At 71.9% G+C, this 23,677-nt stretch carries 19 protein-coding genes; 4 read left to right on the top strand and 15 right to left on the bottom strand.

Features of this window, described 5'->3' with window-relative positions:
* Positions 1-384 precede the first annotated feature (384 nt).
* Positions 385-1,098: a hypothetical protein gene (locus tag ABT048_RS31485; protein WP_350524954.1), complete on the top strand. Its 714-nt coding sequence runs from the start codon at positions 385-387 to the stop codon at positions 1,096-1,098.
* Positions 1,099-1,195: 97 nt separating this feature from the next.
* Here the strand turns inward: ABT048_RS31485 and ABT048_RS31480 are convergent, their stop codons facing one another.
* Complete coding sequence (locus tag ABT048_RS31480) at positions 1,196-1,843, bottom strand: TetR/AcrR family transcriptional regulator (RefSeq protein ID WP_350524953.1); 648 nt, start codon at positions 1,841-1,843, stop codon at positions 1,196-1,198.
* A gap of 410 nt (positions 1,844-2,253) precedes the next feature.
* Here ABT048_RS31480 and ABT048_RS31475 point away from each other — a divergent pair, with 410 nt between their 5' ends.
* From ABT048_RS31475 to ABT048_RS31465, 3 genes are all read left to right on the top strand, one after another.
* Positions 2,254-2,712, top strand: coding sequence for a DUF6542 domain-containing protein (locus tag ABT048_RS31475; RefSeq protein ID WP_350524952.1), 459 nt, complete (start codon positions 2,254-2,256; stop codon positions 2,710-2,712).
* The gene (locus ABT048_RS31470) at positions 2,705-4,399 is read left to right on the top strand and encodes an LCP family protein (protein ID WP_350524951.1); all 1,695 of its coding nucleotides are present in this window, start codon (positions 2,705-2,707) and stop codon (positions 4,397-4,399) included. The genes ABT048_RS31475 and ABT048_RS31470 overlap by 8 nt, the downstream gene beginning before the upstream one ends.
* A 150-nt stretch (positions 4,400-4,549) precedes the next feature.
* Complete coding sequence (locus ABT048_RS31465) at positions 4,550-4,930, top strand: VOC family protein (RefSeq protein WP_350524950.1); 381 nt, start codon at positions 4,550-4,552, stop codon at positions 4,928-4,930.
* 94 nt (positions 4,931-5,024) lie between these two features.
* Here ABT048_RS31465 and ABT048_RS31460 read toward each other — a convergent pair whose 3' ends face one another.
* The 14 genes from ABT048_RS31460 to nuoE all read right to left on the bottom strand — a co-directional run bounded on the left by ABT048_RS31460 (position 5,025) and on the right by nuoE (position 23,672).
* Entirely contained in the window at positions 5,025-6,080 is a 1,056-nt protein-coding gene (locus ABT048_RS31460) for a 2-oxoacid:ferredoxin oxidoreductase subunit beta (protein ID WP_350524949.1), read from the bottom strand.
* The gene (locus ABT048_RS31455; protein WP_350524948.1) at positions 6,077-8,074 is read right to left on the bottom strand and encodes a 2-oxoacid:acceptor oxidoreductase subunit alpha; all 1,998 of its coding nucleotides are present in this window, start codon (positions 8,072-8,074) and stop codon (positions 6,077-6,079) included. Before ABT048_RS31455 ends, ABT048_RS31460 begins: the two co-directional genes overlap by 4 nt.
* A 305-nt stretch (positions 8,075-8,379) precedes the next feature.
* Positions 8,380-9,042 carry a response regulator gene (locus ABT048_RS31450; protein WP_350524947.1) on the bottom strand — a complete coding sequence of 221 codons (663 nt, stop codon included), beginning with the start codon at positions 9,040-9,042 and terminating at the stop codon, positions 8,380-8,382.
* Between the two features lie 148 nt (positions 9,043-9,190).
* Complete coding sequence (locus ABT048_RS31445; RefSeq protein ID WP_350524946.1) at positions 9,191-10,201, bottom strand: polyprenyl synthetase family protein; 1,011 nt, start codon at positions 10,199-10,201, stop codon at positions 9,191-9,193.
* Positions 10,202-10,512: 311 nt separating this feature from the next.
* A complete protein-coding gene (gene nuoN / locus ABT048_RS31440; protein ID WP_350524945.1) occupies positions 10,513-12,150 on the bottom strand; it encodes an NADH-quinone oxidoreductase subunit NuoN in 1,638 nt (545 codons plus the stop codon).
* Positions 12,147-13,814 carry an NADH-quinone oxidoreductase subunit M gene (locus ABT048_RS31435; RefSeq protein ID WP_350524944.1) on the bottom strand — a complete coding sequence of 556 codons (1,668 nt, stop codon included), beginning with the start codon at positions 13,812-13,814 and terminating at the stop codon, positions 12,147-12,149. The genes nuoN and ABT048_RS31435 overlap by 4 nt, the downstream gene beginning before the upstream one ends.
* Positions 13,815-13,851: 37 nt before the next feature.
* Entirely contained in the window at positions 13,852-15,747 is a 1,896-nt protein-coding gene (gene nuoL / locus ABT048_RS31430; protein ID WP_350524943.1) for an NADH-quinone oxidoreductase subunit L, read from the bottom strand.
* Positions 15,748-15,760: 13 nt separating this feature from the next.
* On the bottom strand, positions 15,761-16,060 hold the full coding sequence (gene nuoK / locus ABT048_RS31425; RefSeq protein WP_030235394.1) for an NADH-quinone oxidoreductase subunit NuoK: 300 nt from the start codon (positions 16,058-16,060) through the stop codon (positions 15,761-15,763).
* Positions 16,057-16,977, bottom strand: coding sequence for an NADH-quinone oxidoreductase subunit J (locus tag ABT048_RS31420; RefSeq protein ID WP_350524967.1), 921 nt, complete (start codon positions 16,975-16,977; stop codon positions 16,057-16,059). The genes nuoK and ABT048_RS31420 overlap by 4 nt, the downstream gene beginning before the upstream one ends.
* Positions 16,977-17,597: an NADH-quinone oxidoreductase subunit NuoI gene (nuoI, locus tag ABT048_RS31415; protein ID WP_350524942.1), complete on the bottom strand. Its 621-nt coding sequence runs from the start codon at positions 17,595-17,597 to the stop codon at positions 16,977-16,979. The genes ABT048_RS31420 and nuoI overlap by 1 nt, the downstream gene beginning before the upstream one ends.
* A 6-nt stretch (positions 17,598-17,603) precedes the next feature.
* Entirely contained in the window at positions 17,604-18,932 is a 1,329-nt protein-coding gene (gene nuoH / locus ABT048_RS31410; protein ID WP_350524941.1) for an NADH-quinone oxidoreductase subunit NuoH, read from the bottom strand.
* A complete protein-coding gene (locus ABT048_RS31405) occupies positions 18,929-21,448 on the bottom strand; it encodes an NADH-quinone oxidoreductase subunit G (protein ID WP_350524940.1) in 2,520 nt (839 codons plus the stop codon). Before ABT048_RS31405 ends, nuoH begins: the two co-directional genes overlap by 4 nt.
* Complete coding sequence (gene nuoF, locus ABT048_RS31400; RefSeq protein WP_350524939.1) at positions 21,445-22,806, bottom strand: NADH-quinone oxidoreductase subunit NuoF; 1,362 nt, start codon at positions 22,804-22,806, stop codon at positions 21,445-21,447. Before nuoF ends, ABT048_RS31405 begins: the two co-directional genes overlap by 4 nt.
* The gene (gene nuoE, locus ABT048_RS31395; RefSeq protein ID WP_350524966.1) at positions 22,806-23,672 is read right to left on the bottom strand and encodes an NADH-quinone oxidoreductase subunit NuoE; all 867 of its coding nucleotides are present in this window, start codon (positions 23,670-23,672) and stop codon (positions 22,806-22,808) included. The genes nuoF and nuoE overlap by 1 nt, the downstream gene beginning before the upstream one ends.
* Between the last annotated feature and the right edge of the window lie 5 nt (positions 23,673-23,677).

Below are 23,677 nucleotides of genomic sequence, written 5' to 3'. Positions count from 1 at the left end.
TTCCCCCCCCCCCCCCCCGGGGGCCCGCCCCGCCGCGCGCCCGCCCCCCCCCCCCCCCCGGGCCCCGGCGGTCTCCACGGTCTGGGGCCCGGCGCGGGCGGCGGCGAGCGTGTCCGGGAAGCGTTCGGCCGCCAGCCGACGGGCCTGATCGATCATTTGCGGAACTGAGGCGAACAGATTCGCGCGAACATGATCGGCCCGGGGTTGCGCCCCCGCCCCGCCTCCTGATCACGGCTCGATATCCCTTGTCACGGACCCGCGGGGGAGTCGTCACGGACCAGTCAAGACGGCGTCAAAGCGATGGCACCCCGCCCCCGCACTGCGCTATGAACGTCCCTCAGGAGGACCGCCCACCGGCGGTCCGCGATGACGGGGGAACGTCACATGAAGCCCATCCGCAACAATCGCCGTGCGCTGGCCCTGGCCGCGCTGGCCGCGGTCGGCGCACTCACCATGACCGCCTGCAACGACGACGCGTCGTCGTCCGACACCGCGACGACCCCGCCGGCGGCACCGTCCGCGCCGTCCGCGTCCGCCACGGGTGCCCCGTCGCCGAGCGGCGGCGCCATCACCCCGGCCGCCCCGACCTCCGCCCCGGCGGGCGGCGCGGCGTCCGGTTCGGCCGCCGCGCCCGCGCCCGCCGGCTCGACCCCGGCGCCCGGCACCACGGTCAAGGTCGGCGACGCCGTCACCATCCCGTTCACGTCGGGCAGCACCAGCGGCACCATCGCGCTCGCGGTCACCTCGATCGAGAAGGGCGACCCGGCCGACCTGACCTCGCTGAACCTGGGCGACAAGGCCAAGGGGCTGGTGCCGTACTACATCCACTACAAGGTCACCAACGCCGGCAGCAGCGACCTGTCCTTCACCAGCGTCAACCACATGAAGGGCCTGCTGGCGGACGGCACCGAGGCGCAGGAGCTGATGATCATCGGCTCCTTCGCCAAGTGCAAGAGCGACTCGCTGCCCAAGGGCTTCACCAACGGGCAGTCGGCCACCTCCTGCGCGGTGGCGATGTCCCCGGAGGCGTCGAAGGTGGCGGGCGCCGAGTACTGGGGCGACCCGTACACCCTCGGCAAGGGCGTCAACTGGAAGTGACCGGTACGGACTTCGGGCGGGGGCGGCGCACTGCCGCCCCCGCCCGGGGTTCCGGCCCCGGCGGGACCCGCTCCGCCCGGACCCGGTCCGCCGGGTCTCAGCCGCGGGCCGCCGGGCCGCCGTGGATCCGCAGGAAGGCGTCGACGCCGACCGTCGCGATCCGCACGACCTCCTCGTCCGCCACCGGGAGGGCGCCCCAGAAGGAGCGCTCGGCGATGCCGTGGAAGGTCAGCAGCGTGTACTGCTCGGCGGCCAGGCCGGCGTCCTCGACCGCCAGCAGTCCGCGCTCCGCGAGCGCCTCGAAGTGCGCCGCGAGGTCGCGCATCGAGGCGATCGGCCCGGCCTCCAGCCAAGCCTCCAGGACGTCCGGCGGGATGTTGGCCACCTCGGCGCGGATCGCCCGGCCGAGCGCCCCGTGCTCCCCGGCGGACAGCACCGCGCGCGCCCGCTCGACCGCGAAGTCGACCAGGTCCTGGCGCAGGTCCACCACCCGGTCGAGGTACTTCGCCATCAGCTCCCGGATCTTCTCGGTCAGTTCCGCCGAGTTCTGCAGCGCCACCGACAGGAAGAGGGTCTCCTTGTCGGCGAAGTGGTTGTAGACCGTGCGCTTGGAGACCCCGGCCTCGGCCGCGATCGCGTCCATGCTGGCCCGCACGTAGCCCTCGCGCCCGAACACCACCATCGCGGCCTGCGTGATCGCCTTGCGCTTCTCCGGACGCCCCGCCGCTCCACCCGTGGTCGCCACGGCCCACTCCTCATCCGTCGGCCCGGTGGCCGACCTGCTTAGAAACTACCCGGTGTAGTTTATCCGACGCACCACGGACCGGGCCACGGACCGAGCCACGGACCAGGCCCCCGACCAGGCCCCCGACCGGGTCGCACGCAGAGCCGCCCGCCGATCCGCAGCCGATCCGGAGCGCTTGCCGCCGGACGCACGTCATCTATGCTGCCTACGATCTCTACACCCGTGTAGAGGCCATGCGGAACCCTCCGCCCCGCTCACCGGCGGCCCGGCCGCGCACGGGAACCGACCGGCCGCCGCGAGCGTCCAGAACTGGCAGCGCCACGAACGGAGTTCCGGACACCGGGAGGACGATCGACGACCGGCGCGCGCCATCGTGGCGCACGACACACGGGAACACCGGGGGTGAATGCGTGGCGGGACAACGAGGACGGTCATCCGACCAGGGTGCGCGGGAGCGGGCGGCGGGCAGGCCCGGGGCGTCCGTACGCCCCCTGGCCGGCGGAGCCGCCCTGCCCGTCGCCGCGGCCCTCGGGCTGCCCCTGGCAGGCGCCGCGGTCGACGAGCTGTCCGGCCCCGGCATGGGGCTCGCCTTCGTGGTGGGCGCGGTGCTCGGGACGGCGGCCGCGGCGGCGCTGAGCAGCCGGAACGGCTGGTGGTGGGTCCTGGCGGCCTCGCCGCTGGTCGTCCTGGGCGCGACGGCCGCCGTCGAGCTGGCGGCCCACCGGGACGACTACCGGGGCAAGGGCCTGGCCACCGGCGCCGCGAAGTGGGTGGTGCACGGCTTCCCCGTGATGGCCGAGGCCGCGGCGGCGGCCCTGCTGGTGATCGTGGTCCGGCTGGTCCGGGACCGGAGGAGGCACCGTGGCTGACGACGCCGAGCACACCGAGGGCACCGCGGAGGCCGGGAACGGCGGCCGGGCGGCCGCCCGCAGGCGCGCCGCAGGCCGCGGGGGCGCCGAGTCCCGCCGGGGCGCCGGAGCCCGCCGGCCCTCCCCGTTGCTGATCGCGGGCCGGGTGGTGGCCTGCACCGTCGGGCTGGCAGTGTTCGCCGCCAGCGGGGTGGTCTGGTACGAGGTCAAGCAGCTCACCGACGGGATGACCACCTCCAACGTCATCGCCGACACCAAGAAGGACGCCCCCAAGCACCTGGACAACTCGGTCAACCTGCTGCTGATCGGCCTGGACAGCCGCAAGAACATGGACGGCTCGGACCTCCCGCCGCAGTTCGTCCAGGACGAGCTGCACGCCGGCCACAGCTCCGACGTCGGCGGCTACAACACCAACTCCCTGATCCTGCTGCACATCCCCGCGAACGGCGGCAAGGTGCAGGCGGTCTCCATACCGCGCGACGACTACGTCATGACCTACAACGCCGACGGGTCCCAGCTGGGCATGGCCAAGATCAAGGAGGCCTACGGCGCCGCCAAGGACAAGGCGGACCCGGGCCTGCGGGCCAAGGGCCTCAAGGGCGCCGACCTGGAGAAGGCCGGCCGTGACATAGGGCGCGCGGCCACCATCCGCACCGTGCAGAAGTTCCTCGACCAGCCGATCGACCACATCGCCGAGGTCAACCTGATGGGCTTCTACGACATCGCCAAGGCGGTCGAGCCGATCCAGGTCTGCCTCACCCACGACACCAGGGACCCGGCCATGGAGGGCCAGGGCTCCGGCGCGGACTTCAAGAAGGGCATCAACACCCTCAACGCCGCCCAGGCCCTGTCCTTCGTCCGCCAGCGCCACAACCTCGACGGCCCCGACGGCAACTCCGGCGACTTCGCCCGCACCCACCGCCAGCAGGCCTTCATCTCCGCCGTCGTGCACAACCTGAAGCAGAAGGGCGTCATCGGCGACCTCGGCAAGCTGCAGCAGCTGATGGGCGTGGTGCAGAAGGACCTCGTCATCGACAACGAGTGGAACATCCTCGACTTCGCCCAGCAGGCCCCGGCGCTGACCGGCGGCAACGTCGAGTTCAACACCCTGACCTTCGACGGCTTCGGCACCCGCAACGGCCAGGACGTCAACCTGGTCACCCCGTCGAAGATCCAGAAGGTGGTCAAGCAGCTGTTCGGCTACGCGGACGCCGCCGCGCCGGCCGACGCCGCGGACACCTCCGCCACCCCGGCCCCGTCGACCCCCGCCGACACCCCGATGCCGACGCCGACCGCCGCGAAGGCCGTCACCGTGGACGTCCTCAACGCCTCCTCGGCCGCCGGGGTGACCTCGACGGCCGAGTCCAGGGCCCTGGTCGCGATGGGCTTCAAGGAGGGCCGGACCGGCCCGGCGGCCACCAGGCCGAAGACCACCACCGTCGTCTACGGCAAGGGCGCCAAGGAGGCGGCCGACCAGATCGCGGCCCGCTACGGCGTGACCGCCACCGAGTCCGCCTCCGTCGGCGCGGACCGCGTCGTGGTGACCCTCGGCACCGGCTTCACCGGGGTCGACGCCGACAAGCCCGCCGCCCCGGCCGGTGCGCCGTCCGACCCGACCGCCAACCTCCCGATGCAGGGCCCCGGGGTCGACGCCCAGTCCGACGGCGGCATCCCCTGCGTCTACTGACGCGTCCCGCACCGAACGCCTGAGGGAGGCTCCCGCCTGGGAGCCTCCCTCAGGCGTTGCGGCGGCGACCTCTGGCGTAATTCTCCGTACTATGTATAGTGTACTGCGTACGGGATAACCGGGCACGTACGGACGAGAGGGTTCTCCGCCTTGCAGATCACCAGGACCGCCGTTTCCCTGACCGTCGAGGACGTCACCAGCTCCGCCGCCTTCCTCACGCGGCACTTCGGCTACGCCGAGGAGATGTCGGCCGACGGCTTCGTCTCGCTAGCCCACCCGGGCGGCGGAACGAACGTCGTCTACCTGCGGCGCGGCCTCGAAGTCCTGCCGGAGGACCAGCGCCACCGGATCGCGGACGGCGTGATCCTGGCGTTCGTCGTCGAGGACGTCGCCGCCGAGGAGCGCCGCCTGCGCGCGGAAGGGGTCACCGTCACCCTGCCGCTGCGCGAGGAGCCGTGGGGCGAGAAGCTGTTCCAGGTCGCCGACCCGAACGGGATCGCGATCGAGCTGGTCGAGTGGGTCGAGAAGTAGCCGGCCGGCGGCAGCCGGGCCCGCAGTAGGGGGCGGAACGACGGGCGCCCCCGTCCCGGCCGGGACGGGGGCGCCGAGTCGCGTCCGGGGGCGGTCAGTCCACCGTCCAGGTGTCGCTACCCGCCAGCAGCGCGGCCAGGTCGCCGGGGCCGCGGTCGGCGACGGCGGCGGCCAGCTGGCTCGCCATCAGTTCGTCGTAGACCGGCCGCTCGACGCTGCGCAGCACGCCGATCGGCGTGTGGTGCAGGGTGTCCGCGTCGGCGATCCGGGAGAGCGCGAAGGCGGTGGCCGGGCTCGCCGCGTGCGCGTCGTGGACCAGGAGGTCCGCCTCGTTCTCCGCCGTGACCGGCCCGGTGGACAGTTCACCGCCCCGACCCCGGAACACGCCGTTGGCGCCCTCCGCGCCGAAGCGGATCGGCTGCCCGTGCTCCAGCCGGATCAGCGCCTCGTCCCGGGTGCCGGGCTCCTTCAGCACCTCGAAGGCGCCGTCGTTGAAGATGTTGCAGTTCTGGTAGATCTCCACCAGCGCCGTGCCCTCGTGCTCGGCCGCCGCCCGCAGCACCGACTGCAGGTGCTGGCGGTCGGAGTCGATGGTGCGGGCGACGAAGGTGGCCTCGGCGCCGAGCGCCAGCGACAGCGGGTTGAACGGTGCGTCCAGCGAGCCCATCGGCGTGGACTTGGTGATCTTGCCGAGTTCGCTGGTCGGTGAGTACTGGCCCTTGGTGAGGCCGTAGATCCGGTTGTTGAACAGCAGGATCTTCAGGTTGACGTTCCGCCGCAGGGCGTGGATCAGGTGGTTGCCGCCGATCGACAGCGCGTCGCCGTCACCCGTCACCACCCAGACGCTGAGGTCCTGGCGCGAGCTCGCCAGCCCGGTCGCGATGGCCGGCGCCCGCCCGTGGATGGAGTGCACCCCGTAGGTGTTCATGTAGTACGGGAAGCGCGAGGAGCAGCCGATGCCCGAGACGAAGACCGTGTTCTCCCGCTTGATGCCGAGTTCCGGCATGAAGGACTGCACCGCCGCCAGGATCGCGTAGTCCCCGCAGCCTGGGCACCAGCGCACCTCCTGGTCGGTCTTGAAGTCCTTCGCGCTCTGCGGTGCTTCGGCCTTGGGCACCAGCCGCAGGGACGGGAAGCCGCTCTCTGTCATCGGTGGTCCTCCTCGTCCAGGGTGCCGATCGCGGCCCACAGCACGTCCGCCAACTGGGCCGCCTTGAAGGGCAGTCCGCGCACCTGGTTGTAGGACTCGGCGTCCACCAGGTACTTCGCCCGCAGCAGCAGCGCGAGCTGCCCCAGGTTCATCTCGGGCACGATGACCTTCTCGTAACTCCTCAGCACCGCTCCCAGGTTGGCCGGGAAGGGGTTGAGGTTGCGCAGGTGCGCCTGGGCGACCTCGCCGCCGTCCGCCCGGACCCGGCGCACCGCCGCGGTGATCGGCCCGTACGTCGAGCCCCAGCCGAGGACCAGCACCCGGGCGTCCCCGCTCGGGTCGTCCACCTCGACCGGCTTGACGGTGATGCCGTCGATCTTGGCCTGCCGGGTGCGGACCATGAAGTCGTGGTTGGCCGGGTCGTAGGAGATGTTCCCGGTGCCGTCCTGCTTCTCGATGCCGCCGATCCGGTGCTCCAGGCCGGGCGTGCCGGGCAGCGCCCAGGGCCGGGCCAGCGTCCGGGGATCGCGCAGGTACGGCCAGAAGGCGCCGTCCTCGCGGTTCGGGCCGGTCGCGAACTGCGGGTCGATCCCGGGCAGTTCGTCGACCTCGGGGATCCGCCAGGGCTCCGAGCCGTTGGCCAGGTAGCCGTCGGAGAGCAGGAAGACCGGGGTGCGGTAGGTGACCGCGATCCGGGCCGCCTCCAGTGCCGCGTCGAAGCACTCCGCGGGCGTGGCCGGGGCGACGATCGGCACCGGCGCCTCGCCGTTGCGCCCGAACATGGCCTGCAGCAGGTCCGCCTGCTCGGTCTTGGTCGGCAGCCCGGTGGAGGGGCCGCCGCGCTGGATGTCCACGACCAGCAGCGGCAGTTCGAGCGAGACCGCCAGGCCGATCGTCTCGCTCTTGAGCGCCACGCCCGGCCCGGAGGTGGTGGTCACGCCGAGCGCCCCGCCGAAGGCGGCGCCGAGCGCGGCACCGATGCCGGCGATCTCGTCCTCCGCCTGGAAGGTGCGCACCCCGAAGTTCTTGTGCTTGCTCAGCTCGTGCAGGATGTCCGAGGCCGGGGTGATCGGGTACGAGCCCAGGTAGAGCGGCAGGCCCGAGCGCTGCGAGGCGGCGATCAGCCCGTAGGACAGCGCGAGGTTGCCGGAGATGTTGCGGTAGCGCCCGGCGGGGAGCTTGGCCGGCGGCACCTCGTAGGAGACCGCGAAGGACTCGGTGGTCTCGCCGAAGTTCCAACCCGCCCGGAAGGCCTGGACGTTCGCCTCGGCGATCTGCGGCTTCTTGGCGAACTTGCTGCGCAGGAACGTCTCGGTGCCGTGCGTGGGCCGGTGGTACATCCAGGACAGCAGGCCCAGGGCGAACATGTTCTTCGCCCGCTCGGCGTCCTTGCGGGCGAGGCCGCTGTCCTTGAGCGCCTCCAGGGTCAGCGTGGTGAGCGGCACCTTGTGCAGGTGGAAGCCGTCCAGCGAGCCGTCGGCGAGCGGGTCGGCCGCGTAACCGACCTTGGCCAGCGCGCGTTTGGTGAACTCGTCGGTGTTGACGATGATCTCGGCGCCGCGCGGAAGGTCCGCCAGGTTCGCCTTGAGCGCGGCCGGGTTCATCGCGACCAGCACGTTGGGGGCGTCGCCCGGGGTCAGGATGTCGTGGTCGGCGAAGTGCAGCTGGAAGGACGAGACACCGGGCAGGGTGCCGGCGGGGGCGCGGATCTCGGCGGGGAAGTTCGGCAGCGTGGACAGATCGTTGCCGAAGGACGCCGTCTCCGAGGTGAACCGGTCACCGGTGAGCTGCATGCCGTCACCGGAGTCTCCGGCGAAACGGATGATCACCCGGTCGAGTCTGCGGATCGGCTTGGTGCGCCCGGGTGGCGGGCCGCCCGGGGCGGCCGGGCCGGCCGGTGCGCTCGGGCCGGGGCGTGCCTCGCCGCTCCCGGTACCGGCCTCGTCGCCGTCCGAGCCGTCCACTGCCTCTGACTGATCGACCTGACTGGTCACTGCCGCGGACCTCCTAGGGCACACCACCGCGGGCGCGGCCCCGTGCCCCGTCCGCCTGGTGCACCTCTCGCATCCTATGCGGGTGGAGTCGGCCTGGGACGGAACTCCCGCGTGCGGCGGGAAATCACCGGCCCGCGCCCGTACCGCACATGGGAAGAACGTCCGACCGCCGGAGATCATTCCGAATCCGGCGGACCTTCCCGGGTGCCGGACGGGAGCGGGCACCCGCCGGGCGCGGGCGGAGCGGGAGCGGGCAAGGCGGAGCGGGGCGGGGCAAGGCGGAGCGGGGCGGGGCGGCGGGGCGCCTAGGACTTGAGGTACGTCAGCACGGCCAGCACCCGGCGGTGGTCCTCCGGGCTCTGGGCCAGGCCCAGCTTGAGGAAGATGTTGCTGACGTGCTTCTCCACCGCGCCGTCGGAGACCACCAGCTGCTTGGCCACCGCGGCGTTGGTGCGGCCCTCGGCCATCAGCCCGAGGACCTCGCGCTCGCGCGGCGTGAGATTGGCCAGAACGTCCCCCTTGCGGCTGCGGCTGAGCAGCTGCTGCACCACCTCGGGGTCCAGTGCGGTGCCGCCCTCGGCGACCCTGACCACCGCGTCGGCGAACTCGCGCACCTCGGCGACCCGGTCCTTCAGCAGGTAGCCGACACCGCGCGTGGATCCGGCCAGCAGCTCCGCGGCGTACCGCTCCTCCACGAACTGCGACAGCACGAGCACGCCCAGCTGCGGGTAGTGCCCGCGCAGCTCGACGCAGGCGCGCAGGCCCTCGTCGGTGTGGGTGGGGGGCATCCGGACGTCGGAGACCACGACGTCGGGCAGCTCGTCGGCCGCGGCCAGGTCGTGGATGGTCTTCACCAGGGCGGCACCGTCCCCGACGCCCGCGACGACCTCCAGGCCGCGGTCGGTGAGCAGCCGGGTCAGTCCCTCCCGCAGCAGTACGGAGTCCTCGGCGATGACGACGCGACGCATGGCGACCTTCCCGGCAGGGGTGAGCTGACGGAAGTCAGTCTCCCCCATCGCCGGGGCCCGCCCCACCGATCCGGCCGGTTCCACCGGGACCGGGGCCCGGTCACAGCCGAGAGCCCGGGGCCGGGGGCGGGACCGGCCGGCCGGGGCGTCACATGGTGCGGATGGCCACCGCGTCGCAGAGCCCTTCCAGGGCCGCCTTCGCCGCACAGGCCGGCAGCGGGGCGAGCAGCGCCCGGGCCTCCTCGGCGCGGCGCAGCGTCTCGGCGCGGGCGCGCTCCAGCGCGGGGTGGGCCCGCATCAGGCGCAGCGCCTCGGCGTGCAGGACGTCGTCCGAGAGGTCCTGGGTGAGCAGTTCGCGCAGCCGGGCGTCGTCCGGGTCCGCCGGGTCGGCCGGCATCTGCTGCAGCAGCAGGGTCGGCAGGGTCGGCACGCCCTCGCGCAGGTCGGTGCCGGGGGTCTTGCCGGACTCGTGGCCGTCGCTGGCGATGTCGAGCACGTCGTCGGCCAGCTGGAAGGCGATGCCGATCCGCTCGCCGAACTCGCCGAGGGTGTCGACGAGGGCGGGCTCGGCGCCGGCCATCAGCGCTCCTATCCGGCAGGAGACGGCGATCAGCGAGCCGGTCTTGCCCTCCAGCACGTCCAGGTAGTGGAGGAGCGGGTCCATGTCGGAGCCGGGGCCGCGGGTCTCCAGGATCTGGCCGGTGACCAGCCGCTCGAAGGCCTCGGCCTGCATCCGCACGGCCTCCGGGCCGAGGTCGGCCAGCACCTGGGAGGCACGGGAGAAGAGGAAGTCGCCGGTGAGGATGGCGACCGAGTTGTCCCAGCGGGAGTTGGCGCTGGGGGCGCCGCGGCGCACCGGGGCCTCGTCCATGACGTCGTCGTGGTACAGCGTGGCCAGGTGGGTCAGCTCGACGACGACCGCGGCCGGCACCACGCCGGGCGCCCCGGGGTCGCCGAACTGGGCGGCCAGCAGCAGGAGCAGCGGACGGAAGCGCTTGCCACCGGCCTCAAGGAGGTGACTGGCGGTGACGGTGATGAAGGGGACGTCGCTCTTGACGGCCTCGCCGAGCGCCGCCTCCACCGCGTCCAGTCCGGCCTGGACGTCCCGGGTCAGGTCGCGGTCCTGCACGCTGAGCCCGAAGGGTTCCACGACGGTCACGAAGACCACTCCTCTGTCCCTGGTCGATCTAGCGGCCTGGTCCCTGAGTGCCGCCGCTGGCCATACAGGCAGGGTATCCGGTCGCGAGTGGATCACTGCACGGGCGTGCGGATCCTGTCATGATCCGGCTGGATTCCCTGGTCAGGGCCGCTGTACGGGCCGTGCGGCGGTGGGGGTGAATTCGGCTGGAAATAAAGGCGGGAGGACCGCCGGAACGTTCCGGCCCGGGGTGCCGACAAACACCCGTCCGGGCCGCGCGAACGGGGCGCGGCCCGGACGGGGCCCTGGACGGGTGCGTTCGCGACGGAAGGTCAGCGCACGAACAGGGAGGCCTTCGAGGCGAGGTCGAGGAAGTACTGCGGCAGCAGGCCGAGACCCAGCGTGACCAGCACCCCCACCCCGATCGCGGTCGCTGTGAAGGCGCTCGGGATCGCCACCGTGGGCCCGCCCGGCTGCGGGTCCGAGAAGAACATCAGCACGATGACCCTGATGTAGAAGAAGGCGGCCACCGCCGAGCTCAGCACACCGACGATCACCAGCGGAATCGCCCCGCCGCTCGCCGCGGCCTGGAAGACCGCGAACTTCCCGGTGAAGCCGGAGGTCAGCGGGATCCCCGCGAAGGCCAGCAGGAACAGCGCGAAGACCGCGGCGACCAGTGGCGAGCGCCGCCCCAGCCCGGCCCAGCTGGACAGGTGGGTGGCCTCTCCCTTGGAGTCGCGCACCAGGGTGACCACGGCGAACGCGCCGAGCGTCACGAAGGAGTACGCCAGCAGGTAGAACAACACCGAGGAGATGCCCTGCTTGTTGACGGCGATCACGCCGGTCAGGATGAACCCGGCGTGCGCGATCGAGGAGTACGCCAGCAGCCGCTTCACGTCCTGCTGGGTCACCGCCAGCACCGCGCCGACCACCATGGTCAGGATCGCCACGCCCCACATCACCGGCCGCCAGTCCAGCCGCAGGCCCGGGAAGGCCACGTAGAACAGCCGCAGGAAGGCCCCGAAGGCCGCGACCTTGGTGGCGGCCGCCATGAATCCGGTCACCGGGGTCGGCGCGCCCTGGTAGACGTCCGGGGTCCAGGAGTGGAACGGCACCGCGGCCACCTTGAACAGCAGGCCGACCGAGAGCATCGCCAGGCCGGTCAGCACCAGCACGTCGCTCTGGGTGCTGCTGAGCTGCGCGGGGGTGGTCATCGCCTTGCCGGAGATGACGTCGCCGATGTCGCCGAGCTTGACGCTGCCCGCGTAGCCGTACAGCAGGGCCGTGCCGAACAGGAAGAACGCCGAGGCGAAGGCGCCGAGCAGGAAGTACTTGACCGCCGCCTCCTGGGAGAGCAGCCGGCGGCGCCGGGCCAGGGCGCACAGCAGGTACAGCGGGAGGGAGAAGACCTCCAGCGCCACGAACATGGTCAGCAGGTCGTTGGCGGCGGGGAAGAGCAGCATGCCGCCGACCGCGAACATGGTGAGCGGGAAGACCTCGCTGGTGGCGAAGCCCGCCCGGACGGCGGCCCGCTCCTGCTCGCCGCTGGGGGTGGCGGCGGCCTGGGCGGCGAAGGCGTCGGCGGGCAGGCCGCCGGCCTTGGGCTCCAGCTTCCGCTCGGCGTAGGTGAGCACCGCGACCGCCGCCGCCAGCAGGATGACGCCCTGCAGGAACAGCGCCGGGCCGTCCAGCGCGACCGACTCCATGGCCAGCAGGTCGATCCGGGTGAAGCCGTGGCTCTGCACGGCCAGCACCACCACGGCGACGAAGGCACCGACCAGCCCGGTCAGCGCGAGCGTCACCTGCGTCCAGTGCCGGTACCGGCGGGGCACGAAGGCCTCCACCAGGATGCCGGCCACGGCGGCGCCGAACACCACGAGCATCGGGGAGAGTTGGCCGTACTCGATGTGCGGCGCCGGGATGCTGGGGGTGTTGCCGCCGGCGGCGGCGAGCACTGCGGTGGCGCTCACTTCTGCTCACCTCCTGGAGTGGCGGCGACCGGGTGGGCCGGCGCCGGGTCGGTCTCGTGGACCTGCGAGAGCGTGGCGTTCACCGAGGGGTTGACCAGGTCGGTGAGCGGCTTGGGGTAGACGCCGAGCAGGACGGTCAGCGCCACCAGCGGGGCGACCACGGCGAGTTCGCGGACCTTGAGGTCGGGGATCGCGTGCACGCCCTCCTTCACCGGGCCGGTCATGGTGCGCTGGTACAGCAGCAGGGCGTACAGCGCGGCCAGCACGATGCCGAGGGTCGCGACGATCCCGATCGCCGGGTAGCGGGTGAAGGTGCCGACCAGGACCAGGAACTCGCTGACGAACGGGGCGAGGCCGGGCAGCGAGAGGGTCGCCAGGCTGCCGATCAGGAAGGTCCCGGCGAGCACCGGGGCGACCTTCTGCACGCCGCCGTAGTCGGCGATCAGCCGCGAGCCGCGGCGGGAGATCAGGAAGCCGGCCACCAGCATCCACGCGGCGGTGGAGAGGCCGTGGTTGACCATGTAGAGGGTCGCGCCGCTCTGGCCCTGGCTGGTCAGGGCGAAGATGCCCATGATGATGAAGCCGAAGTGGGAGATCGAGGCGTAGGCGACCAGCCGCTTGATGTCCTTCTGGCCGACCGCCAGCAGCGCGCCGTAGACGATCCCGATCAGCGAGAGGACCAGGATCGCCGGGGCGAAGGTCTTCGAGGCGTGCGGGAACAGACCGAGGCAGTAGCGCAGCATCGCGAAGGTGCCGACCTTGTCCACCACCGCGGTGATCAGCACCGCGGTGCCGGCGGTGGCCTCGCCCATCGCGTTCGGCAGCCAGGTGTGCAACGGCCACAGCGGGGCCTTCACCGCGAAGGCGAAGAAGAAGCCCAGGAACAGCGCCTTCTCGGCGGTGCCGGACAGCTGCAGCCTGCCGTCGGCGATCGCCGAGGTGAGGGTCTGCAGGTCGAAGGTGCCGAAGCCCTGGTCCTGCGCGATCACGTAGAAGCCGATCACGGCGGCCAGCATCACCAGGCCGCCGAGCAGGTTGTAGAGCAGGAACTTCACGGCCGCGTAGGAGCGCTGACGCGCCGACTCGGGGCCGCCGGCCCGGTCCCCGAAGCCGCCGATCAGGAAGTACATCGGGATCAGCATGGCTTCGAAGAACACGTAGAACACGAAGACGTCGGTGGCGTAGAAGGAGACGATCACCATCGCCTCCACCGCCAGGACCAGGGCGAAGAAGCCCTGGGTGCGGCGGCGCCCCTCGATGGTGCCGGGGTCGACGGTGCCGTCGGGCCCGGCCGAGCCGGGCCCCTCCTGCCCGTCGGCGGGCAACGAGGGCGGGTCGGCGTCGTGCCAGGAGGCGAGCATCACCATCGGCACCAGGACGGCGGTGAGCAGGGCGAGGACGGCGCCGATGCCGTCCACGCCGAGCGAGAAGGTGATCCCGAAGGAGCGGATCCAGCTGTACGACTCGGTCAGCTGGTAGCGGTCGCCGTGCGGGTCGAACTGCGTCGCCACCACGGCGGCCAGCGCCAGGGTGACGGCGGAGACGCCCAGGGCGACGGCCTTGGTGGTCCGACGCCTGGCCCCGGTCGACCCGGCGGGCAGGGCGGCGGTCAGCACCGCGCCGACCGCCGGGACGGCACAGGTGGTGCTCAGGAGGGCACTCATGCCCCCACCTCCCGACGGGAATCAGGACGACGAGTCATCAGACGGACCTCATCAGGAGAGTCGTGGCGACCAGCACCAGCGTGCCGCCGAACATGGAGAGCGCGTACGAGCGGACGAAGCCGTTCTGGATCCGCCGCAGCCGGCCGGACAGGCCCCCGATCGCGGCGGCGAGGCCGTTGACGAAGCCGTCCAGGCCGCGGCTGTCGAAGAAGACCAGGGTCGCGGTCAGCGCCCGGCCGGGCCGCACCAGCACCGCGTGGTTGAAGTCGTCCTGCAGCAAGTCGCGGCGGGCGGCCCGGGTGAGCGGGGAGCCAACCGGCGGGACCACCGGGACGGGCGAGCGCCCGTACATCAGGTACGCGAGGCCGACGCCGGCCAGCATGCAGACCGTGGTCAGCGCGGTGACGACCGTCGCGGTGAGCGGCGAGTCGCCCTCGCTGTACCCGGTGACCGGTTCCAGCCACTTCAGGAAGGACTCGTTGTAGGCGAACAGCCCGCCCGCGAAGACCGAGCCGAAGGCCAGCAGGACCATCGGGAGCGTCATGATCTTCGGCGACTCGTGCGGGTGCGGGGCGTTGCCCTCGGCGTCGGACTTCCAGCGCTTCTCGCCGAAGAAGGTCAGCAGCATCACCCGCGTCATGTAGAACGCGGTGACGGCGGCGCCGACCAGTGCGCACAGGCCGAGGATCCAGCCCTCGGTGCCGCCCTTGGCGAAGGCCGCCTCGATGATCTTGTCCTTGGAGAAGAAGCCGGACAGGCCCGGGAAGCCGATGATCGCCAGGTAGCCGAGGCCGAAGGTGGCGAAGGTGACCGGCATGTACTTCCGCAGGCCACCGTAGTGACGCATGTTCACCTCGTCGTCCATGCCGTGCATGACCGACCCGGCGCCGAGGAACAGTCCGGCCTTGAAGAAGCCGTGGGTCACCAGGTGCATGATTGCGAAGACGTAGCCGATCGGGCCGAGCCCGGCCGCCAGCACCATGTAGCCGATCTGCGACATGGTCGAGCCGGCCAGCGCCTTCTTGATGTCGTCCTTGGCGCAACCGACGATCGCACCGAACAGCAGCGTGACCGTGCCGACCACCACCACGGCGGTCTGGGCGTCCGGCGCCAGGTCGAAGATCGCCGAGGAGCGGGTGATCAGGTAGACGCCGGCGGTCACCATGGTGGCCGCGTGGATCAGCGCCGAGACCGGGGTCGGACCCTCCATGGCGTCCCCGAGCCAGGACTGCAGCGGCACCTGGGCCGACTTGCCGCAGGCCGCCAGCAGCAGCATCAGGCCGATCGCCGTCAGCTTGCCCTCGCTCGCCCCGGGGGCGCCGGCGAAGACCGGGCCGAAGGCGAAGGAGCCGAACTCGGCGAACATCAGCATGATCGCGATGGACAGGCCCATGTCGCCGACCCGGTTGACGATGAAGGCCTTCTTCGCCGCCGTCGCCGCGCTCGGCTTGTGCTGCCAGAAACCGATCAGCAGGTACGAGGCCAGGCCCACGCCCTCCCAACCGAAGTACAGCAGCAGGTAGTTGTCGGCGAGCACCAGCAGCAGCATGGCCGCCAGGAAGAGGTTCAGGTACGCGAAGAAGCGGCGCCGTCGCTCGTCGTGCGCCATGTAGCCGACCGAGTAGACGTGGATCAGCGTGCCGACGCCGGTGATCAGCAGGACGAAGGTCATCGACAGCTGGTCGAGCCGGAAGGCCATGTCGGCCCGGAAGCCGTCCACCTGGATCCAGGTGAACAGGTACTTGGTGAGCGTGCGGTGCTCGGCGTCGCGTCCGAGCATGTCCGAGAGGAGCGCCAGGCCGAGGCCGAACGGGAGCGCGGCGAGCGCGGTGGCCAGCCAGTGGCCGTAGCGGTCCAGCGCCCGGCCGCCGAGCAGCAGCAGGACGGCACCGGCCAGTGGAGCCGCCACCAGCAGCGGAATGAGAGAGTTCACCGAGGCCCTCCGCCTACAGCTTCATCAGGTTGCTGTCGTCGACCGAAGCGGAGTGCCTGGTCCGGAAGATGGAGACGATGATGGCGAGGCCGACCACGACCTCGGCAGCCGCGACCACCATCGTGAAGAACGCGATGATCTGACCGTCCAGGGTCCCGTGCATCCGGGAGAAGGTCACCAGCGCCAGGTTCGAGGCGTTCAGCATCAGCTCCACGCACATGAACAGCACGATCGCGTTGCGCCGGATCAGCACCCCGGACGCGCCGATGGTGAACAACAGGGCCGACAGGTAGAGGTAGTTGACCGGATTCACCGCGCTCCCTCCTCGTCCGCCCCGGTGGCGTTGTTGCCGTTGTTGCCGTTGTTGCCGTTGTTGGCGTTCGCCGGCTCCAGGGACTTGCGCGGACCGGACACCGCCGGCCGCTCGGAGGACGGACGGCCCAGCCAGTCCGCCGTGCTGTTCTCCAGCTCCGCCATCCGCTGCAGCATCGCCTGGCTGACGTCCCGGATCTGGCCGCGCTCGCGCAGCGTCGCCATCACCGAGTCCTCGGCCACCGTGCCGTCCGGCAGCAGACCCGGCACGTCCACCGCGTTGTGCCGGGCGTACACGCCCGGCGCCGGCATCGGCGGCAACTGGATGTTGTCCTTGACCCGCTGCGCCGCCAGCTCGCGCTGGGTCTTCGGCGCCTTCACGTGCTCGCGGTGGGTCAGCACCATCGCGCCGATCGCCGCGGTGATCAGCAGCGCACCGGTGACCTCGAAGGCCCACACGTAGCGGGTGAAGATCAGCCGGGCCAGGCCCGGCACGTTGCCCTCGGCGTTCGCCTCGGACAGCCCGGTGAAGTGGTCCAGCTTCGCATTGGCGATCCCGGCGATCAGCAGCACGCCGAAGCCCAGCCCGCACAGCACCGCCGCGAACCGCTGGCCCTTCAGCTGCTCCTTCAGGGAGTCCTCGCTGGTGACGCCGACCAGCATCACCACGAACAGGAACAGCATCATGATCGCGCCGGTGTAGACCACGATCTGCACCACGCCCAGGAACACCGCCCCCTGGGCCATGTAACAGACCGCCAGCGCCATCATGGTGGCCGCCAGGCACAGCGCGCTGTGCACGGCCTTGCGCATCAGCAGCATGCCGAGCGCGCCGCCGACCGCGACCACCGCGAGCACCCAGAACTGGACGGCCTCGCCGGTGGAGGTCGTCCCGGTGGCGGCTGCGAGTTGTCCGATCACTGCTGCGCCTCCTTCTCCCGGTCGGTGCGCTCCTGCTGCACCGTGCCCGGCGCGACCGCGGTGATCTCGCCCCGGTAGTACGCGCCCTCGTCGGCGCCCGGGAAGATCGCGTGCGGGGTGTCGACCATGCCCTCGGACAGGCCCACCAGCAGCTGCTCCTTGGTGAAGATCAGGTCCCGCCGCGAGGAGTCGGCCAGCTCGTACTCGTTGGTCATGGTGAGCGCGCGGGTCGGGCAGGCCTCGATGCACAGCCCGCACAGGATGCAGCGGGCGTAGTTGATCTGGTACACCGCGCCGTAGCGCTCGCCCGGCGAGTAGCGCTCCTCGTCCCGGTTGTCCGCGCCCTCCACGTAGATCGCGTCGGCCGGGCACGCCCACGCGCACAGCTCGCAGCCGACGCACTTCTCCAGGCCGTCCGGGTGCCGGTTCAGCTGGTGGCGGCCGTGGAAGCGCGGAGCGGTGGGCTTCTTCTGCTCCGGGTACTGCTCGGTGAGCCGCTTCTTGAACATGGCCTTGAAGGTCACGCCGAAGCCGGCGGCCGGGCCGAGGATCGACGGCCGGTCGGCCCGCTCGGGCCGGTCCGTACGGTCGGAAGGACCGGACTGGTCGGACGACATCTCGGTTCAGCTCCCTTCGGAATGGTCGGCGCCGTTGAGGGCGTCCTGGAGTTGCTTCGGGGCGCGGCTGCGCCTGCGCGGCACCGGTGGAAGCTCCTGGCCGGGCAGCGGCGGGACCGGGTAGCCGCCCGCCATCGGGTCGAACTGCCCCTCTGGGGGCGTCTCCTCGGCCTCCGGCTGCTTCCGCAGGAAGTCCCGCAGCAGCGCCAGCAGCAGCACCGCCCCGACCGGGGCGCCCACGTACAGCACCACCTCGCCGAAGTCGTAGCCCTCGTTGCGCAGGGCCCGCACGCTCGCGATCAGCACCAGCCACACCAGCGAGACCGGGATCAGCACCTTCCAGCCCAGCTTCATGAACTGGTCGTAGCGGAACCGGGGCAGCGTGCCGCGCAGCCAGATGAAGAAGAACAGCAGCAGCTGGATCTTCAGCGTGATCCACAGCATCGGCCACCAGCCGTGGTTGGCGCCCTCCCAGAAGGTCGACACCGGCCACGGGGCCCGCCAGCCGCCCAGGAAGAGGGTCGAGGCGACCGCCGAGACCGTCACCATGTTCACGTACTCGGCCAGCATGAACATCGCGAACTTCAGCGAGGAGTACTCGGTGTTGAAGCCGCCGACCAGCTCGCCCTCGGCCTCCGGGAGGTCGAACGGCGCCCGGTTGGTCTCCCCGACCATCGCGATGACGTAGACGATGAAGGACACCGGCAGCAGCGCCGCGAACCACGTCGGCTGCTGGTGCGCCACGATCTCCGAGGTCGACATCGAACCCGAGTAGATGAACACCGCCGCGAAGGACAGGCCCATCGCGATCTCGTAGCTGATCATCTGCGCGGACGAGCGCAGCCCGCCCAGCAGCGGGTACGTCGAACCGGAGGACCAGCCGGCCAGCACGATGCCGTAGATGCCCACCGAGGCCGTCGCCAGGATGTACAGCAGCGCCACCGGGAAGTCGGTCAGCTGCAGCGGCGTCCGGGTGCCGAAGATCGACACCTCGTCGTTGGCCGGACCGAACGGGATCACCGCGAAGGCCATGAAGGCCGGGATGGCACAGACGATCGGGGCCAGGATGTAGACCACCTTGTCCGAGCCCTTGACCACCAGGTCTTCCTTCAGCGCCAGCTTCACGCCGTCCGCCAGCGACTGCAGCAGGCCCCACGGCCCGTGCCGGTTCGGCCCGATGCGCAACTGCATCCAGGCCACCACCTTGCGCTCCCAGACGATCGCGACCAGCACCGTCAGGACCAGGAAGGCGAAGCAGAACACCGCCTTCAGCAGGACCAGCCACCACGGGTCCTGACCGAAGAAGTGGAGTGTCTCGTACGGCTGCGGAGTCATCGGTCCTCCCCTTCGCCCGCGGTCGTGTCGGCCGGGGCCTGCGCCGCCGGCTCGGGCCCGGCCTCGGCCGCCGCGATCGTGACCAGGTGGCCGACGGTGGTGCCGAGCGCGCGGTGGGCGCCGCCCGGCGTGGAGCCGAGCGGGATCCAGACCGTGCGGTCCGGGATCGAGTCGGTGACCTCCAGCGGCAGGGTCAGCGAGCCGGCCGGGCCGGTCAGCCGCAGCCCGGCGGCCGCCTCGGCGCCGATCTCCTTCGCCGTCTCGGCGGAGATCCGGGCCACCGCCCGGTGCCGGGTGCCCGCCAGGTGCGGATCGCCCTGCTGCAGCACGCCCTCGTCCAGCAGCTGGCGCCAACCCGCCAGCACCGCCTGGCCGGTGGCCGGCCGGGGCAGCAGGCCCGGGTGCGCCGCGGGATCGGCCGCGCGGTCGCCCTCCCAGGGGGTGAAGGCGTCCAGCTCCAGGCGCGCCGCCCGGACGTCGGGCAGGCCCAGCCGGTGGCCCAGCGCGTCCGCCAGCATGCTCAGCACCCGCAGGTCCGACTGCAGGTGACGGCCCATCTGCTGGTCCGGCTTGAGCGCCGCCTCGAACATCCGCACCCGGCCCTCCCAGTCCAGGAAGGTGCCGGCCTTCTCCGCCACCGCCGCCACCGGCAGCACCACGTCCGCGCGCGCCGTCACCGCGGAGGGCCGCAGCTCCAGCGACACCACGAACGGGACCGCCGCCAGCGCCTCGTCGGCCAGCGCCGGGTCCGGCAGGTCGTCCGGGTCCACCCCGCCGACCAGCAGCGCCTCCAACTCGCCCTGCGCGGCCGCCGCCAGGATCTGGTCGGTGGACCGGCCCGGCTTGGAGGGCAGCTCCGCCACCCCCCACGCCTCGGCCGCCTCGGCCCGCGCCGCCGGCGCGGCCACCGGACGGCCACCGGGCAGCAGGCCCGGCAGCGCGCCGGCCTCCACGGCCCCGCGCTCACCCGCCCGGCGCGGCACCCACGCCAGCCGCGCGCCGGTCGCGTGCGCCAGCCGCAGCACCGCCGTCAACGCACCCGGCACGGCGGCCAGCCGCTCGCCCGCCAGGATCACCGAACCCGGGGCGCGCAGCAGCTCCGCCGCCCGGCCCGCCTCGTCGTTCAGCGGCTCGTCCGCCGCCAGCGCCGCGAACCACTCCGGCTCGGTGCCCGGCGCGGCCGGCAGCAGCGCGCCGCGCAGCTTGGCCAGACCCCGGGAGCCGAACGCGGCCACCGAGAACACCTTCTGGCCGCGGCCGCGGACCGCCTTGCGCAGCCGCAGGAAGACGATCGGCGACTCCTCCTCCGGCTCGAAGCCCGCCAGCAGCACCGTCGGCGCCTGCTCCAGCAGCTCGTACGTCACGCCCGAGCCGTCCACGTCCACCCCGCGCCCGGCGACCGCCGCGGCCAGGAAGTCCGCCTCCTCGCCGCTGTGCGGGCGGGCCCGGAAGTCCACGTCGTTGGTGCCCAGCACCACCCGCGCGAACTTGGCGTACGCGTAGGCGTCCTCGACCGTCACCCGGCCGCCGGTCAGCACGCCCGTCCGGGCGCCGCGCAGGCCCTCGGCGGCCCGCGCCAGCGCCTCCGGCCAGGAGACCGGCACCAGTTCGCCGTCCACCCGCACCATCGGGGTGGTCAGCCGGTCCCGCTGCTGGGCGTAGCGGAAGGCGAAGCGGCCCTTGTCGCAGTTCCACTCCTCGTTCACCGCCGGGTCCTCGCCCGCCAGCCGCCGCAGCACCTTGCCGCGCCGGTGGTCGGTGCGCTGCGCGCAGCCCGCCGAGCAGTGCTCGCACACGCTCGGCGAGGAGACCAGGTCGAAGGGGCGCGAGCGGAACCGGTAGGCCGCCGAGGTCAGCGCACCCACCGGGCAGATCTGGATGGTGTTCCCGGAGAAGTACGACTCGAAGTCGTCCCCCTCGCCGGTGCCGACCTGCTGCAGCGCCCCGCGCTCCACCAGGTCGATGAACGGGTCCCCGGCGATCTGCTGCGAGAAGCGGGTGCAGCGCGCGCACAGCACGCAGCGTTCGCGGTCCAGCAGCACCTGGCTGCTGATCGGCACCGGCTTCTCGTAGGTGCGCTTCATGCCCTCGAAGCGGGAGTCCGCGGCGCCGTTGCTCATCGCCTGGTTCTGCAGCGGGCACTCGCCGCCCTTGTCGCAGACCGGGCAGTCCAGCGGGTGGTTGATCAGCAGCAGCTCCATCACGCCGCGCTGCGCCTTCTCGGCCACCGGCGAGCTGAGCTGGGTGCGCACCACCATGCCCTCGGCCACCGGGATGGTGCAGGAGGCGACCGGCTTGCGCTGGCCCTCGACCTCGACGATGCACTGGCGGCAGGCGCCGGCCGGGTCGAGCAGCGGGTGGTCGCAGAAGCGCGGGATCTGGGTGCCGACGGCCTCGGCCGCGCGGATCACCAGCGTCCCCTTGGGGACCTGCACTTCGACGCCGTCGATGGTGAGCGTGACCAGTTCGACCGCGGGCTTGTCTCCCGTGGAGGCGGTTGGCTCTGTGATCGTCACGCGTGCACCTCCCTTTCGGTGGCGGACTGGTGGCCGGGGCGGGGGCCGTCGGCCCAGACGGTGGAGGCGGCCGGGTCGAACGGGCAGCGGCGCTCGGCCAGGTGCTGCTCGTACTCGGCCCGGAAGTGCTGGAGCGAGGAGACGATCGGGCTGGCCGCGCCGTCGCCCAGCGCGCAGAAGGACTTGCCGTTGATGTTGTCGGCGATGTCGAGGAGCTTCTCCAGGTCCCCCTCGACGCCCTCGCCCGCCTCGATCCGCTTGAGCAACTGGACCAGCCAGTAGGTGCCCTCGCGGCAGGGGGTGCACTTGCCGCAGGACTCGTGGGCGTAGAACTCCGTCCAGCGGGTCACCGCCCGCACCACGCAGGTGGTCTCGTCGAAGACCTGCAGCGCCTTGGTGCCGAGCATCGAGCCGGCCGCGCCGACGCCCTCGTAGTCCAGCGGGACGTCGAGGTGCTCGTCGGTGAACATCGGGGTGGAGGAGCCGCCCGGGGTCCAGAACTTCAGCCGGTGCCCGGCGCGGACGCCGCCGCTGAGGTCGAGCAGCTGGCGCAGCGTGATGCCCAGCGGGGCCTCGTACTGGCCGGGGTTGGTGACGTGGCCGGAGAGCGAGTAGAGCGTGAAGCCGGGGGACTTCTCGGTGCCCAGGCCCCTGAACCACTCCTTGCCGCGGGCCAGGATCGGCGGCACCGAGGCGATCGACTCGACGTTGTTGACCACCGTCGGGCAGGCGTAGAGGCCGGCGATCGCCGGGAACGGGGGCCGCAGCCGGGGCTGGCCGCGGCGGCCCTCCAGCGAGTCCAGCAGTGCCGTCTCCTCACCGCAGATGTACGCGCCGGCACCGGCGTGCACGGTGATGTCCAGGTCGGTGCCGGAGCCGAGGATGTTCCGGCCGAGCAGGCCCGCCCGGTACGCCTCGGCGACGGCCTCGTGCAGCCGGCGCAGCACCGGGACGACCTCGCCGCGCAGGTAGATGAAGGCGTGGTCGCAGCGGATCGCGTAGGAGGCGATGATCATTCCCTCGATGAGGGAGTGCGGATTGGCGAACAGCAGCGGGATGTCCTTGCAGGTGCCCGGCTCGGACTCGTCCGCGTTGACCACCAGGTAGTGCGGCTTGCCGTCGTTCTGCGGGATGAACTGCCACTTCATGCCGGTGGGGAAGCCGGCGCCGCCGCGGCCGCGCAGGCCGGCGTCCTTGACCAGGGCGATCACGTCGTCCGGGGGCATGGCGAGGGCCGCCTTGAGGCCCTCGTAGCCGTGGTGGCGGCGGTAGGTGTCCAGCGTCCAGGGGCGGCTGTCGTCCCAGGAGTCGGACAGGACGGGGGTGAGCAGCTTCTCGGCCGGCTCGGCGGAGGTCATCACGCCTCGCTCCCTTCCTGGCCGGTGCCCTCGGTGCGGGGCGACTCCGTGGTGGCGGACTCGTTGCGGGGGGCCTCGGTGGTGGCTGCTCCTGTGCGGGGCGGCTCGTTGCGGGGGGCCTCCGTGGCGGAGCCGGTCCGGGGTGGCTCGTTGCGGGGCGGCTCGTTGCGGGGGGAGACGACCCTGGCACCGGGGGTGCCGGGCAGGGCCTCGCCGCGGGCCAGCCGGAGTCCGGCCAGGGAGGGCGCGCCGCCGGCGCCGGACTCGTCGTTGGCGCCCGGGCGCTCGTCCGGGAAGCCGGCCAGGATCCGGGCGGTCTCCTTGAAGCCGCACAGCCGGGCACCGCGGGTGGGCCTGACCTCGCGGCCGGCCCGGAGGTCGTCGACCAGCTGCCGGGCGCTCTCCGGGGTCTGGTTGTCGAAGAACTCCCAGTTGACCATCACCACGGGCGCGTAGTCGCAGGCCGCGTTGCACTCGATGTGCTCGATCGAGACCTCGCCGTCCTCGGTGGTCTCGTTGTTGCGGATGCCCAGGTGTTCCTGCAGCTCGTCGAAGATCTGGTCACCGCCGAGCACCGCGCACAGGGTGTTGGTGCAGACCCCGACGTGGTACTTCCCGGCCGGGCGGCGCCGGTACATGGTGTAGAAGGTCGCGACGGCGGTGACCTCCGCGGTGGTGAGGTCCAGCTGCTCGGCGCAGAACCGGATGCCCGTCGGGCTGACGAAGCCCTCCTCGGCCTGCACCAGGTGCAGCAGCGGCAGCAACGCCGAGCGGGGCTGCGGGTAGCGGGCGATCAGTTCGGCGGCATCGGAGGCCAGCCGGGCACGCACCTCCTCGGGGTACGGTGCGGCCGGCAGCGCCGGCAGTCCGA

Source organism: Kitasatospora sp. NPDC096140, from assembly GCF_040303045.1.
Taxonomy (GTDB): domain Bacteria; phylum Actinomycetota; class Actinomycetes; order Streptomycetales; family Streptomycetaceae; genus Kitasatospora.
This window is presented reverse-complemented; position numbering and strand designations above follow the sequence as displayed.

Excerpts from the sequence above, each read along its gene's own strand:
- nuoH (WP_350524941.1), bottom strand. The coding sequence starts at position 18,932 with ATGACTCCGCAGCCGTACGAGACACTCCACTTCTTCGGTCAGGACCCG.
- nuoF (WP_350524939.1), bottom strand. The coding sequence starts at position 22,806 with ATGACCTCCGCCGAGCCGGCCGAGAAGCTGCTCACCCCCGTCCTGTCC.
- ABT048_RS31450 (WP_350524947.1), bottom strand. The coding sequence starts at position 9,042 with ATGCGTCGCGTCGTCATCGCCGAGGACTCCGTACTGCTGCGGGAGGGA.
- ABT048_RS31460 (WP_350524949.1), bottom strand. The coding sequence starts at position 6,080 with ATGACAGAGAGCGGCTTCCCGTCCCTGCGGCTGGTGCCCAAGGCCGAA.
- ABT048_RS31485 (WP_350524954.1), top strand. The coding sequence starts at position 385 with ATGAAGCCCATCCGCAACAATCGCCGTGCGCTGGCCCTGGCCGCGCTG.
- nuoI (WP_350524942.1), bottom strand. The coding sequence starts at position 17,597 with ATGTCGTCCGACCAGTCCGGTCCTTCCGACCGTACGGACCGGCCCGAG.
- ABT048_RS31435 (WP_350524944.1), bottom strand. The coding sequence starts at position 13,814 with ATGAGTGCCCTCCTGAGCACCACCTGTGCCGTCCCGGCGGTCGGCGCG.